The organism is Paenibacillus sp. J22P51 (assembly GCF_059692215.1).
In genome coordinates this window covers 35,043-48,332 of the sequence record NZ_JCAUAZ010000023.1, presented here as the reverse complement: position 1 = coordinate 48,332, position 13,290 = coordinate 35,043, and the positions used below count along the sequence as shown (strand labels likewise).

The 13,290-nt window shown below is 47.6% G+C and carries 11 protein-coding genes; 8 read left to right on the top strand and 3 right to left on the bottom strand.

The window, feature by feature from the left end; all coding sequences use genetic code 11:
- Positions 1–56: 56 nt before the first annotated feature.
- Positions 57–1,085: an alpha/beta hydrolase gene (locus AC58QC_RS28470; protein WP_497418398.1), complete on the bottom strand. Its 1,029-nt coding sequence runs from the start codon at positions 1,083–1,085 to the stop codon at positions 57–59.
- A gap of 293 nt (positions 1,086–1,378) precedes the next feature.
- Here AC58QC_RS28470 and AC58QC_RS28465 point away from each other — a divergent pair, with 293 nt between their 5' ends.
- The 3 genes from AC58QC_RS28465 (at position 1,379) to AC58QC_RS28455 (ending at position 4,505) form a co-directional block, all read left to right on the top strand.
- Positions 1,379–2,122, top strand: coding sequence for an IclR family transcriptional regulator (locus AC58QC_RS28465; RefSeq protein ID WP_497418397.1), 744 nt, complete (start codon positions 1,379–1,381; stop codon positions 2,120–2,122).
- A 452-nt stretch (positions 2,123–2,574) separates the two neighbouring features.
- Complete coding sequence (locus AC58QC_RS28460) at positions 2,575–3,471, top strand: cation diffusion facilitator family transporter (protein WP_497418396.1); 897 nt, start codon at positions 2,575–2,577, stop codon at positions 3,469–3,471.
- A 116-nt stretch (positions 3,472–3,587) separates the two neighbouring features.
- Positions 3,588–4,505, top strand: a complete 918-nt coding sequence (locus AC58QC_RS28455; protein ID WP_497418395.1) for an SRPBCC family protein — start codon at positions 3,588–3,590, stop codon at positions 4,503–4,505.
- 113 nt (positions 4,506–4,618) lie between these two features.
- Here AC58QC_RS28455 and sleB read toward each other — a convergent pair whose 3' ends face one another.
- Together sleB and acnA are read right to left on the bottom strand one after the other, a co-directional pair.
- Positions 4,619–5,281 (bottom strand): spore cortex-lytic enzyme, encoded by a 663-nt coding sequence (gene sleB, locus AC58QC_RS28450; protein ID WP_497418394.1) that lies wholly within the window; start codon positions 5,279–5,281, stop codon positions 4,619–4,621.
- A 251-nt stretch (positions 5,282–5,532) separates the two neighbouring features.
- Complete coding sequence (gene acnA, locus AC58QC_RS28445) at positions 5,533–8,253, bottom strand: aconitate hydratase AcnA (protein ID WP_497418393.1); 2,721 nt, start codon at positions 8,251–8,253, stop codon at positions 5,533–5,535.
- Between the two features lie 234 nt (positions 8,254–8,487).
- Here acnA and AC58QC_RS28440 point away from each other — a divergent pair, with 234 nt between their 5' ends.
- The 5 genes from AC58QC_RS28440 (at position 8,488) to fabI (ending at position 13,225) form a co-directional block, all read left to right on the top strand.
- Positions 8,488–9,510 (top strand): amidase domain-containing protein, encoded by a 1,023-nt coding sequence (locus AC58QC_RS28440; RefSeq protein WP_497418392.1) that lies wholly within the window; start codon positions 8,488–8,490, stop codon positions 9,508–9,510.
- A 40-nt stretch (positions 9,511–9,550) separates the two neighbouring features.
- Positions 9,551–10,693, top strand: a complete 1,143-nt coding sequence (locus AC58QC_RS28435) for a D-alanine--D-alanine ligase (protein ID WP_497418391.1) — start codon at positions 9,551–9,553, stop codon at positions 10,691–10,693.
- Positions 10,694–10,700: 7 nt separating this feature from the next.
- Positions 10,701–11,018 carry a hypothetical protein gene (locus AC58QC_RS28430; protein ID WP_497418390.1) on the top strand — a complete coding sequence of 106 codons (318 nt, stop codon included), beginning with the start codon at positions 10,701–10,703 and terminating at the stop codon, positions 11,016–11,018.
- A 354-nt stretch (positions 11,019–11,372) separates the two neighbouring features.
- On the top strand, positions 11,373–12,362 hold the full coding sequence (uvsE, locus tag AC58QC_RS28425) for a UV DNA damage repair endonuclease UvsE (RefSeq protein ID WP_497418427.1): 990 nt from the start codon (positions 11,373–11,375) through the stop codon (positions 12,360–12,362).
- 92 nt (positions 12,363–12,454) lie between these two features.
- Entirely contained in the window at positions 12,455–13,225 is a 771-nt protein-coding gene (gene fabI, locus AC58QC_RS28420; protein WP_028555353.1) for an enoyl-ACP reductase FabI, read from the top strand.
- Positions 13,226–13,290 lie beyond the last annotated feature (65 nt).

Genomic DNA, 13,290 nt, shown 5'->3' with positions numbered 1-13,290 from the left:
CGTTATTGCAGCCAGACAAACGCAAAAAAAAATACCGACCTCATCAGAGGTCGATTTTATAGGGAGGAGGGAATACCAGCGTTAACTTGCTCGGATATGGCCGATGTGTCGATACTGCCTAGGAAGTCCATCGTGCGGCGCATATACGTTTTAGGTTCAGCACGGTACAGTAGCTCATGCTGAGCGTTAGGAAGTATCCATAGCTTAGAGGCGGTGTTGTGCTGCTGCTTGAACATCCCTTCGACTAGGCTATGAGGAGCTTTGTTATCATTAGTGCCATGGATCATGAAAATCGGCATCTCATAAGAAGTCGTGGTTACTTTCTTGAAGGGAACGTCATGTAAGCTTACCCCATTCAGTAATGGAAGAAATAAGCTGACAAGCTGCAGAGAAGGGTATCTAGGTATCTGCACGAGTTGAGTCACATTATGATAAAGGGTGTCCGAGTTCAACAGAAATGTACTGTCCAGGATCATCCCTGAGATATCTCCGGTTTGCTGCAGAGCAGTCTGTAAAGCAGTGCCTGCTCCCATGGAAAAGCCCCATATAAAGATCGAACCGCCAGTAGACTGTTTGATATAATCTATAGCCCCGAGCAGCTCTTGGGATTCTTGAACACCGCCCGTCATGAGGCGATCACTGCTTGGATTCACATAGCCATAGTCAAACATGAGAACATTGTACTGCTGTTTATGAAGCTCTCGTGCTAAGGTGTACAAAGGGACCCATTCTTCTTCGCGATTTCCGCCATAGCCATGGGAGAAAATAACGGTCTTACTCGACCCAGCAGCTGAGATGAACCAGCCGTCCAAGTGGGATTTACCATTTTGACTAGGGAACGATACATCCGTGTAAGGAAGACGTACAGCCTTCATAGGGTTAGAATGTAGAGGCTCAATATGAGGCCGGGCCAATGTCCAGGCAATGTAAGCATGGAAGATAAGTACGACTGATGTACATAGAATTAATAAGGCTAGAAGTGTTGTGGTGATTAGCTTTCTTCTGCGTAAAAAAGGCTGCGTGATTACCTGACCAAGTGTGGGTTGAAGCGATCCCGTAACGGGATTTAGTGTAGTTGTAGACATCGATGTAGTCTCCCTCCGTGCAGATGTGTATAGGATGATAGTTAGAGGTATGAACAAGTGAAGGGAGAGTTAATTATTTAAATATTCTGATAAGTATTGATCTACCTTAATAGTATTATGAATGCGCTTTCAAGTCAATGAAGATGCGGCATTTGTAAGCCTATTGTAACGGTCCTGTAATAATGGGAAAAAGAGGTGTTTGACCTTTACGGTTCCATGTAGTTTCGTTATACTGAACATAACAAGGTTTCATATAGTGAAACAGTTTGGCTCATGAAAGTGGTGTTCATTGGATGGAAGATGGCAAGCTGACCGTGCGTGCTGTTGAGCGCGCTTTAGATATTATGCTTTGTTTTACGGGGGCGTCGGAGCTGACGTTAACCGAAATTGCCACACGTGTGCAGCTTCACAAAAGCACGGTGCATCGCCTTCTAGCATCCCTAGAAGGGAAAGGCTTCATCATGCGTGATGAAGCGACGGATAAATACAGACTGGGTTACCGGCTGTGGGAGCTTTCAGCTAACCTATCCAAAGAGGGAGACCCCGGCATCATTCTGCTGCCTGAGATGGAGAGACTGCGCGATCAGCTAGGGGAAACGATCTCGCTGTACGTACAGGACGGCCTGGTGCGTGTTCGCATCCAAGCCGTGCAGAGCAACCATGCCATTCGCCGTGTTGCCCCTGTCGGTGCGCGAATGCCGCTTTACGTCGGCGCCTCGAGCAAGGTGCTCGTCGCCTTTGCCGAGCCAGGGCTGCTGGAGCAGCTGCTAACCTCGGCCGATTGGCCGACGGGGTTAGACACGCAGGCGTACCTGCAGCAGCTCGGCGACACTCGACGCGCGGGCTTCGCCACGAGCGTTGAAGAGCGCGAGCCAGGCGCGGCGGCCGTGTCCGCGCCGATACTCGACCGCGGCGGCCGGCTAGTCGCCGCCCTCGCGGTCTCGGGTCCAGCGAATAGGCTTACGCTGGAGCTGATGCAAGAGCAGGCGCCGACGATTATGGAGGCGGCGCGGCGCATGGGGACGATGCTGCGCTAGCGGCATTCGTCACCCATGCAAAGCCACGGAGTGCTTATGGCACACACGTACGCCCAGAATGGTGCGTAATGTTGCGAATAAGCACTTGCAATAGTCTTAACTCGCGATATACCGCGAGTTAGACTCAGATAAGCACTCAAGGAGTGCTTATTTCCCGCGCATACGCCTCATAATGACGCGTAGTGCAGCGAATAAGCACTCTCTAAGGTCTTATCTCGCGATATGCCACCTTTTTACGCAAATAAGCACTCACTATGTTCTTATCTAGCAAATAGTCTAATCCCAGCCTAGCCCTGCTTTCGATCCGTTTCCCCATCTCCATCTCCATCACCCTTTAACTCACTCATCTATCCCTAATCAAGTCCCTAATCAACCAACCCAACCTACCCCACATGGACGGATGCTTTGCTTCTGAAAGGCCATACTAGATGTGGGAAGGGAGTGGGCAAGTCATGAAGAAGACAGCCTCGATGCTGGCGATATGGTTAAGTCTGGCCAGTAACATTGTGCTGACCGCCATCAAAATCGTTGTCGGCCTTCTGTTCAATAGCCAAGTGCTAATTGCCGACGGCATTCATAACGCAGGAGACGTAATTGCGACGGCAACCGCCTACAGCTCTATGCGCGTGTCCTCGAAGCCAGCGGATGTGGATCATCCTTACGGGCATGGGAAAGCGGAGGTGCTCGGCGCTTTCATCGTTGCGATCATATTAGGCGGAGCCGCAATCTATATGGGCTATCACTCTATTCATGCCCTATTCGAACCAGCGAGCGAGGCACATATCATTGCACTTTGCGCGGCTGTGGTTTCACTAATATGGAAACAAATTCTCTATGTCTACACCATGCGTATTGGGAAAAGGATCAATAGCAAGGGGCTCATTGCCACAGCCTACGACCATTTGGCAGATGTATATGCCTCGATAGCAGCTTCGGTGGGGATCGGCTTAGCATTGATAGGAGATCACTACAACATTAGCTACTTGGCGTATGGTGATCCTATAGCGGGGATTATCGTCTCATTTCTTGTATTGAAGCTGGCGTACGAAATGGGCAGCGAGTCTTTCGATATTCTGATGGAGCGTAGTGTGAGTTCGACCTATATCGAGCAGTATGCTGAGCTGATCCGTGCTGTACCAGAGGTCAAGCGGATCGATCGTCTCCGTGCGAGGGAGCATGGTCATTACATATTAGTTGACGCTAGACTAGGTGTTTCAGGGAGATTGACGATTCAAGAAGGGCACGACATCAGCCGTAGTATTAAGCAGAAAATTAAAGAAGCCCATAACGATGTGGATGAGGTGCTAGTCCACTTGAATCCTTGGTATGAAGAGCAAGCTGACGCATGAGTAGGTGCGTCAGTTTTTTATTTTTCCATTATTTACAATTACTTTAGATCGGGTTAGATTAGTCATAGCATCTTTCCGACAGCGTCAATGTGTATAAGTCCAAGGGAGTGAAAGCTATGAGTCGAAGAGCAAGGGATATTTGGTTAGGTATCGCGGTGGCAAATGGGTGCGGAATCGTCTTTATGCTTTTGACTTCCTATATCATCAAGCTCGCTACAGGGGTGGAAGGCATATTGATCTTGTCTGATTTTGTCTTGCTCCCGTTCATCATGGGTATCATAAACGCCTATTTCTGGCGAAAGCACCGAGTGACGGTTGGACCATCCTTTGGGTATGCTTTTCTTAATCTACTTGTAGGATTAATTTATAGTTATTTTATGATGGGGGAGGGCTATATTTGCCTTATCATCGTGGCCCCACTGATTTACCTCTTTATTCTGATCGGTATTTTACTTGGCAAAGCAATGTTCAAAAGAGAACATAAAACCGTAAATATCTCCATCCTTACAGCGATGATCGGCCTCGTCTTGCTTAATGCCATTACCGCCCAACCTGGTGAAAGCCAGGTCACTGATCGTATCTTGATACATGCGAAGCCTGAAGTCGTATGGCAAAATGTCACTGCATTTTCGCCTATTACGTCAGAACCTGACTATTGGTTATTTAAAATCGGATTGCCAAGCCCTATACAATCAACGGCAGAAGGCAATTATGTCGGCGCAGAGCGTAAGTGTATTTTCAGCAATGGTATCATTTTCGATGAGAAGATCGTAGAGTATGAAGAAAACCGAAAACTAACCTTCGCGATAACGAAGCTGCCCGATGATCCGGAAATACTAGGGCACTTGAGCTTGTCCAAAGGACAATTCATCCTAGAAGACAATGGTGACGGTACCACGACTTTAATAGGCACAAGCTGGTATGACTTGAAAGTGAAGCCTTCTTTTTATTTCGATATATGGACGAAAAGCATTATTCGCAACGTTCATCTCGAGGTCATGGAGCATATGAAAGAGATAGCGGAACAAACGTAAGCAGCAGTCTCTCTGTAACAAAAAAACACCTCTACACGAGCTCGCTACATCAGCGGCTTCGTTAGAGGTGTTTTCAATTATAAGCAACGTGCTCTTCACACGATTCTTAATAATTACTTCGCAAAAATATGGTTCCCAATCTGTACCGTCTGTTGACGTGTCCAGATCCAAGAGCTAGTCGCTGTTTTCGGGTTAAAATAGTAGAGGGCGCCACCCGTTGGGTCCCAGCCTCGTACAGCTTCCAAAGCCGCTTTGTAGGCTTCACTATCCGGCGTTAAATTGTATTGGCCATCGCTGACTGCCGTAAAAGCACCAACCTCGAACACGATGCCTTGAATGGTATTATCGAACTGACTGGATTTTAACCGGTTCATAACGACCGCTCCAACAGCCACTTGACCTTCATAGGATTCGCCGCGTGCTTCACTGTAAATGACCTTGGCTAGCATATCAAGCTCAGCTTGGTTCACTGTGAATTTACGCAAGTATTCCCACGTTTTCGCACCAACGATCCCATCCACGTCAAGTCCGTAGTTTGTTTGGAAGTTACGAACTGCCGCGGCTGTAATCGGACCATATTTCCCATCTATTGAAGGCTCATATATGCCTAAAGTTTTTAGTCGGAATTGTGCGTCCCACACGTCACCATTCTGTGTGCCTTGCTTTAAAGTCGTAGCTCCTGCTGCGGATGCCGTCGGGCTCCACGATCCTGCATTCATTCCTAAACCAAAGGAAGCTACAAGTGCGACTACGACTAGTTTTTTAATCAACATCATCTTCATCTCCCCTTTCGCTCCTCTAAGTATAGGTGCCGATATTGGTGGTCTCAACCCGCAGTTTTTGGAAATGTAAGTCAATCCCTTGGGGCAGTAAGGTTTGAGTGGGGTGCATTTTTGCTCGATTTTGCGAAAGTATGAGTGGTTTTTTCCTAAAATATAGAAAAAGCCCGAGACTGCCAGAAAGGCAATCTCGAGCTTTTGTGATTATTCTTGGTGTGTGTGTTTGCTGTTGCTTAAACGTGTATAACTTAGTTTTTGTTCTCAGCAAGAATGGAACGAAGAACGGTTTGTAGGATACCACCGTTACGGTAGTAGTCTACGTCTACCAAGCTATCCAAACGAACAAGTGCTGTGAATTCGAAGCTTGTGCCATCTTCGCGAGTCGCAGTTACTTTTACTGTTGAACCTGGTTGAACATCATTGCTCAAACCAGTGATATCGAAAGTCTCGCGACCCGTGATACCTAGCGTTTTCCAGCTTTCGCCGTTAACGAATTGAAGTGGAAGAACACCCATTCCAACAAGGTTACTACGGTGAATACGCTCGAAGCTTTCAGCGATAACAGCTTTAACGCCTAGCAAGAAAGTACCTTTTGCTGCCCAGTCACGGGAAGAACCAGTTCCGTACTCTTTACCTGCGATAACTACGAGGTTTTGGCCTTCAGCTTGATACTTCATGGAAGCATCATAGATGGACTCAACTTCGCCAGTTGGCAAGTAAGTTGTAACGCCGCCTTCTGTTCCTGGAGCCACTTGGTTACGAATACGGATGTTTGCGAACGTACCGCGCATCATCACTTCGTGGTTACCACGACGGGAACCGTAGGAGTTGAAGTCTTCTCTTTTAACACCATGGTTGATCAAGTATTGGCCTCCAGGGCTGTCAACTTTGATGTTACCAGCAGGGGAGATGTGATCCGTTGTAACGGAATCGCCCATAAGTGCTAGTGTTTTTGCGCTGCGGATATCTGCGATATCATCAAGAACTGTGCCGAGGTCTGTGAAGAACGGAGGCTCTTGGATGTAAGTGGAGTTCGTGTCGAACTCGTACAGATCGCCTTCAGGAATTTGAATTTCATTGAAACGCTCATTCGCACGGAATACGTTGCTGTATTTGTCGCGGAACATGTCAGGGCTCATTGCAATGTTAAGCGCATCTTGAATCTCTTGGTTTGTTGGCCAAATGTCTTTCAAGTAGACAGGTTTATCGTTTTGGTCATAACCGATTGGATCAGTTGCTAGGTCGATGTTAACTGTACCTGCAAGAGCATAAGCAACAACTAGTGGAGGTGATCCAAGGTAGTTCGCTTTTACTTGTGCATGCACGCGTCCTTCAAAGTTACGGTTACCGGAAATAACAGCAGCTACAGTCATATCGTTGTCGATAATCGCTTTGCTGACTTCGTCTGGAAGAGGACCGGAGTTACCGATACAAGTTGCACAGCCGTAACCTGCAACGTGGAAGCCAAGAGCTTCTAGGGACTCAAGAAGGCCTGCTTTAATCAGGTACTCAGTAACAACAAGGGAACCTGGTGTCAAAGAGCTTTTTACGAAAGCTGGTTTTTTCAAACCAAGAGCTACCGCTTTTTTCGCTACGAGACCGGCACCGATCATAACGCTTGGGTTGGATGTGTTTGTACAGGAAGTAATAGCCGCGATAACAACTGCGCCAGTACCCATTTTGACAGTTTCGCCACCTGGATAAACAACATCAACAACTTCAGCCACTTTCTCTTCTGTCAAGCCGTAGCCGCCTTTTTCGATCGGTGTACGGATGATAGCGTTGAAAGATTCTTTCATGTTTGTAAGCTCAACGCGATCTTGCGGACGTTTAGGACCAGCTAAGCTTGGAACTACCGTGCTAAGATCAAGCTCAAGAACATCTGTGAACACTGGATCTGGCGTGCTGTCAGTGCGGAACATACCTTGTGCTTTGTAGTAAGCTTCTACAAGCGCAATTTGCTCTTCTTCACGGCCAGTAGCTCGCAAGTAGTTCAAAGTTTCGTTATCAACAGGGAAGAAACCGATTGTTGCGCCGTACTCAGGAGCCATGTTTGCAACCGTTGCACGGTCAGCCAAGGAAATGTTGCTTAGTCCAGGACCGAAGAACTCAACGAATTTACCAACTACGCCTTTTTTACGCAAAATTTGAGTAACCGTCAATGCCAAGTCAGTCGCTGTAGCGCCTTCTGCCAATTGACCAGTTAATTTGAAACCAACTACGTCTGGAGCTACGAAGTATAGAGGTTGACCAAGCATACCAGCTTCCGCTTCGATACCGCCAACGCCCCAACCTACAACACCAAGACCATTGATCATTGTTGTATGGGAGTCTGTACCTACGAGGGAATCTGGGTACACGACAGTTTCGCCGTCAATCGTTTTCGTTGCTGCAACAGATGCCAAGTACTCCAAGTTAACTTGGTGAACGATACCTGTTGAAGGTGGCACTGCACGGAAGTTATCAAATGCAGTTTGTGCCCAACGCAAGAAACGGTAACGCTCTTCGTTTCTTTCGAATTCTAAGTTAATGTTCATTTCGAGTGCGTCCGGGGATCCGAAAGCATCAACCATGACAGAGTGGTCAATTACAAGGTCTACAGGAACAAGCGGGTTGATACGTTTAGGATCGCCGCCTTCACGAGCCATTGTCGCACGCATTGCCGCAAGGTCAACGACGACTGGAACGCCTGTGAAATCTTGAAGAACGATACGAGCAGGAATGAAAGGAATTTCTTTGTTTTCATCGCGGCCTTGAGCCCAGCCAGCGATTTGTTTAACGTGCTCACTTGTAATTGCGCGACCGTCGAACTGACGAATAGCAGCTTCAAGCAAAACGCGGATGGAAACAGGAAGATTGTTAATTGTGCCGTGACCTTGGCTTTCAAAGTCAGGAAGGCTGTAATACTGGAACGATTTCGTGCCGACAGTTAACTGCTTACGCACAGAAAAAGAGTCCTTATTGGACATAGGTAGTTCCTCCTCAAGTTATAATATCTAACCATGCCATCGAATTTCATCTAGTGAAACTCGATTTCATAATTCCCTCTACCTCAAGTATAGCGCTTCGCCACGTGGGAGTAAAGATTAATTTCAATCATTTTTACCTTTAAAATGTCATATATTGAATCAATTCAAAGCAATTCGGGCTTGTCCTACCAAAACCTATTAAAGACCCTAAATAAGCTAAGGAGGGATACCAAGATGTCCTGGAAAACAGCGCTCTACAATTACGTTCATGCGAAAAATCAGGCTGAGCTTGAAGGCTCATCTGCACCCTTGGAAGCATTTGTCTCGGACAGCGCTTATGTACGGAAACAGGATGTCAAGGTGCGAAGGCTCCTGAACAGTTACCGAGAACGCGATGCTAAGCTGCTGCGCGGAGAGACGAAGCTTCGTCTGCAGGGCGTTAAAGAATTGCCTTACGGCATTATTGCGGATATCCAGCTGCATCGTTTTTTGACCTATCAAATTGGTTCAATAGAACATCAGGAGGAGCGAATAGAGTCAGAACGTGTGATTATAGAGAGTAACGCTACGGGCTGGAAGGTTCAAAGCGCAGAGCTTTTACAAAGTGAAAAGTCACAGCCCAGTCGCGGTCGCAGCTTCCATTTATCAGAGAATCAAACATTCATAAACACCCAGCGCAGTTCACCTTCACTTCCTTATATCAATCCTAGTATACGCAATACGGGTGGTCTGGAATCCGCTCATCGTAAAATCATTTATAATCGCCTTAAAGCCGTCCAATATGCGGAAACGTGGTGGCAAACACCGAATCCGAGATACGAATATTTCGAAGTGGATTGCACGAATTATGTCTCGCAATGCCTCTTTGCAGGCGGGGCTCCAATGGACTATACTGGGAAAAGGGATTCGGGCTGGTGGTATGCTGGCAAAAAAGGGCATCAAGAGCTCTGGAGCTTTAGTTGGGCAGTAGCCAACAGCTTACATCATTATCTTGATCGTCCCCATACGCATAGTTTGAAAGGCACAGAAGTCAAAGATCCTCGAGAACTTCAGCTTGGAGATACAATCAGCTATGATTGGGATGGTGACGGTCGCTTCCAGCATAATACGTTTGTCACGGGCAAAGATGCCAACGGGATGCCATTAGTTAATGCGCATACCTATAATAGTCGCAATCGTTACTGGGCGTATAAGGATTCACCTGCTTGGTCGGAACGGACGAAATACGTGTTCATTCATGTAGCAGATGAAATGTGAAGAGAGCAAAGAAACTGCAAATACTAGACGGAGGTACGTAATGAGCCGCAAAATACGAATTGGATTAATTTATGGAGGGAAATCAGGCGAGCATGACGTGTCTTTGCAAACAGCATTGGCGGTTATGAAGGCTGTGGACTTCACGAAATATGAAATTACACCGTTTTATATATCGAAAAAAGGGGAGTGGAGGAGCGGTGCACCTCTTCTAGGCCCGGCTGAATCCAAGGAAGTACTAACCTTCAGTACAGGCGATGCTAGCGCCCCTGCTTCGAACGCACTGGCGCCGATTTTTGGCGGTATTCAAACGAAGGGGGATGTGGCTGTTTCTTCTGTCGCTTCAGCTGGAGCACAGGATCTTGGCTTAGATGTTGTATTCCCGCTACTACACGGAACTTTCGGGGAAGATGGGACGATTCAAGGCCTTTTGGAAATGGCAAATATCCCATATGTGGGCGCAGGCGTATTGGCTTCTGCTGTGGGGATGGATAAAGTCATGATGAAAAAGGTTTTCGCGCAGGAAGGGCTTCCTCAGTGCATTTTCCGTCATTTTACCCGCACAGAGTGGGAGAAGAATCGCGCTTATCACCTCTTGGAGCTGGAAACAGCGATTGGCTACCCATGCTTCGTGAAGCCAGCTAACTTAGGCTCAAGCGTTGGGATTTCCAAAGCGAGAAATCAAGATGAGCTTATCGCGGCGGTTGCTTTCGCCTTCCAATATGACCGCAAAGTCATTATTGAAGAAAACATCGATGCCCGCGAAATCGAAGTTGCCGTATTGGGGAACGATGAGCCTATCGCTTCTGTTGTAGGTGAGATCGTATCTTCGAACGAATTCTACGATTACAAAGCCAAATATCTGGACGGCAAATCGGCGATGATTATCCCTGCAGAGATTCCCCAAGAGGTATCGGATGAGGTCAGAGCACTGGCGCTCCGTGCATTCTTGGCGGTAGATGGCAGCGGCTTGTCACGTGTGGACTTTTTCCTAGGCAAAATCGATCAGAAGATCTACATCAATGAAATTAATACGATGCCTGGGTTTACGCCATTCAGCATGTATCCGCTGCTATGGCAAGAAACAGGGAAACCTTATAAAGAACTGCTAGGTGATCTCATTCGTTTGGCGCTTGAGCGTCATGCAGCCAAGCAAAATATCCAATATTCTTTCGATGCGGAGTAGATAAACCATGGGTTTTCAAACGGAATTCAATTCAGTTTGTAAGTTTAAGTCCGAACAGGAGCTCTATGAGCTGCTGGAGTATGGCCGCGGTAAAATGGTGAAAAGCGGCTTCCGCGTTTTCCCAACAGGTCAGAAGGTTATCGCGTACACGCCTGAGAACCAAGCGATCGCTATCGTGCGCATCGTGGCCTCCATCGCGGAAATTAATTTCCAAGGTGAAGAGGTCACACAGGTGGAAATGGAACTCATCCGTCGGTTGAATGAGGAAGAGGCACGGATTCAGACCTCGCTGGCGTTTGAGATGTTTTTTGGCGAGCAGGCTTAAGAAAGAACAAGTGATTACAGAGCGCCGCCCCTAGGGGCGGCGTTTTTTGCGTGCTTGATCAGACCCCGATCCCCTTGTCTATTGGATAAATCCAATGAATTGCTATAATAAGTAGCTGAATTTTGAGTTTAATTGGAAAAATCTATTCAAACTCAATTTGTATGCGCTTTCTTTGTCTGTTTATTAATATCCTAATGGATATATCCAATGAAAGCAGAATTTATCGCTCATTTTCTAGTAAAGTACTGTATTTATCCAGTCGAGATGCGCCCAAGCCAGAGACAACCTGTATGCGCGGCAGATCGAGAGGGTAATCTAATCGGGATCATCCTTAGAAAAAAGGAGAACATACTCATGCTCATTCGCCTCGGATACGTGGCCATGTCCACCGTGGTTAAAAATGCATCCCCGTCCAAGACGATGACGGCTACGAACTTCAGCAAGCTGCTTGATCGCGAGGCAGCCATCCGCAAGTTAGAGCGAATCGGTGCTGAAAATTTACATAACACACTCCGCCTACTCAAGCACAATCGCGCTCATGACATCATGGTGTTCCGATTTTCCTCCCGATTCATCCCCCTGATTGGCCATGAGATGCTGGGCGATTGGGACCCGATCCCTGCATTATCAGCTGAGTTTGAGGAGCTTGGCAGCTATGCCAAGCAGAATAACATGCGCGTCAGCTTCCACCCCGATCATTTCACCGTGCTCAGCACACCAAGGAAGGATGTGCTGGAGAAATCCGTTCAGGACTTGGAACGCCACTCCGCCATGCTGAACGCCATGGGGCTTGGCATGGAAGCCATGTGCAACATTCATGTCGGCGGCTCTTATGGGGATAAGACGAAGGCTGCGAAGCGATTTGTCCAGAATTTCAGTGCGCTGCGCCGGCCAATTCAACAGCGAATCACGCTCGAAAATGACGATAAAACCTTCAATGCGCTAGAAACGCTTGAGATTGCCGAGGAAGTCGGTGCCCCTATGGTGCTGGATGTGCATCATCATGCGGTCAACAACAATGGCGAAGACGCTGTCCAGCTATGGCCACGCATCCAGGAGACCTGGCTGACACGGGCACGTTTGCATCTGGATGAGGCGTCAGCCTTGCTCCCTCCCAAAATTCACGTTTCAAGCCCCAAAGGTGAAACCGAACTAAGAAGTCACGCCGACTATGTGGAAGTGGGGCCGCTTTTTGCTTTCCTCAAAGCGATAGCCCCCATTACACCGAAGCTGGATATTATGATTGAAGCAAAGATGAAGGATGGTGCCCTGTTCAAGCTCATGGAGGACCTGAAGGGACAAGAAGGCGTCGTGGTCCTCGATCAAGCGTCGATTCAGCTCTAATCCCATATTTTTCTTGAATTGTTGGACAAAATGGGGTACTTTGGAGAAATGAACGACTAACCATGCCATTGTGAGAGGGGCTTCTACGAACCATGAGTCAATTATTAAACGGGAAAAATATACTTGTAATGGGTGTTGCCAATGACCGCAGTATCGCTTGGGCCATTGCACAATCTTTAGCCGCACAAGGCGCTAATCTTGTGTTCACGTTCGAAAACGAGCGCGTTGAGGAACGCGTACGCAAGTTGGCTGACACGATTCCAGGCTCAACCTTGATGCCTTGTAACGTAACCGTGGATGCAGAGATTGATACCTTGGCATCCGCGCTCAAAGAGAAGTTCGGTGTGGTGCACGGGCTTGTACATAGTATTGCTTTTGCTAAAACAGAAGAACTCGACGGGTTGTTCGTAGATACATCTCGCGATGGCTTCGCGCTTGCGCATGACATCAGTGCCTACTCCCTTGTTGCTGTCTCCAAGCGCATTTATCCGCTGATGACAGAAGGCGGAAGTATTATGACAATGACGTATCTTGGCGCAGAGCGCGCAATGAAGAACTACAACGTCATGGGCGTTGCCAAAGCGGCGCTTGAAGCTAGCGTTCGCTACTTGGCAGCAGATCTTGGCCAATTCGGCATTCGCGTGAACGGTATCTCAGCTGGTCCGATTCGTACCTTGGCTGCCAAAGGGATCAAGGATTTCAACTCCATCCTGCGTCAAGTCGAAGAGAAGGCGCCACTTCGTAAAACAACAGATACAGCTGAAGTTGGCGACACGGCCATGTTCCTAATGAGCAACTTGTCCCGCGGCATCACGGGCGAAGTTATTTATGTAGACGGCGGATACCACATCGTTGGTATTTAAGTGAAAGCCTTATTTTCATAGAAAGAAAAAGAAAGAAATCCGTACGGCCTTGGTGCCGATACGGT

Bases quoted from the DNA above. Each gene is read 5' to 3' on its own strand.
- AC58QC_RS28465 (WP_497418397.1), top strand. From the start codon at position 1,379: ATGGAAGATGGCAAGCTGACCGTGCGTGCTGTTGAGCGCGCTTTAGAT.
- AC58QC_RS28430 (WP_497418390.1), top strand. From the start codon at position 10,701: ATGGGTTTTCAAACGGAATTCAATTCAGTTTGTAAGTTTAAGTCCGAA.
- AC58QC_RS28435 (WP_497418391.1), top strand. From the start codon at position 9,551: ATGAGCCGCAAAATACGAATTGGATTAATTTATGGAGGGAAATCAGGC.
- AC58QC_RS28455 (WP_497418395.1), top strand. From the start codon at position 3,588: ATGAGTCGAAGAGCAAGGGATATTTGGTTAGGTATCGCGGTGGCAAAT.
- fabI (WP_028555353.1), top strand. From the start codon at position 12,455: ATGAGTCAATTATTAAACGGGAAAAATATACTTGTAATGGGTGTTGCC.
- AC58QC_RS28440 (WP_497418392.1), top strand. From the start codon at position 8,488: ATGTCCTGGAAAACAGCGCTCTACAATTACGTTCATGCGAAAAATCAG.
- uvsE (WP_497418427.1), top strand. From the start codon at position 11,373: ATGCTCATTCGCCTCGGATACGTGGCCATGTCCACCGTGGTTAAAAAT.
- AC58QC_RS28470 (WP_497418398.1), bottom strand. From the start codon at position 1,085: ATGTCTACAACTACACTAAATCCCGTTACGGGATCGCTTCAACCCACA.
- sleB (WP_497418394.1), bottom strand. From the start codon at position 5,281: ATGATGTTGATTAAAAAACTAGTCGTAGTCGCACTTGTAGCTTCCTTT.
- acnA (WP_497418393.1), bottom strand. From the start codon at position 8,253: ATGTCCAATAAGGACTCTTTTTCTGTGCGTAAGCAGTTAACTGTCGGC.
- AC58QC_RS28460 (WP_497418396.1), top strand. From the start codon at position 2,575: ATGAAGAAGACAGCCTCGATGCTGGCGATATGGTTAAGTCTGGCCAGT.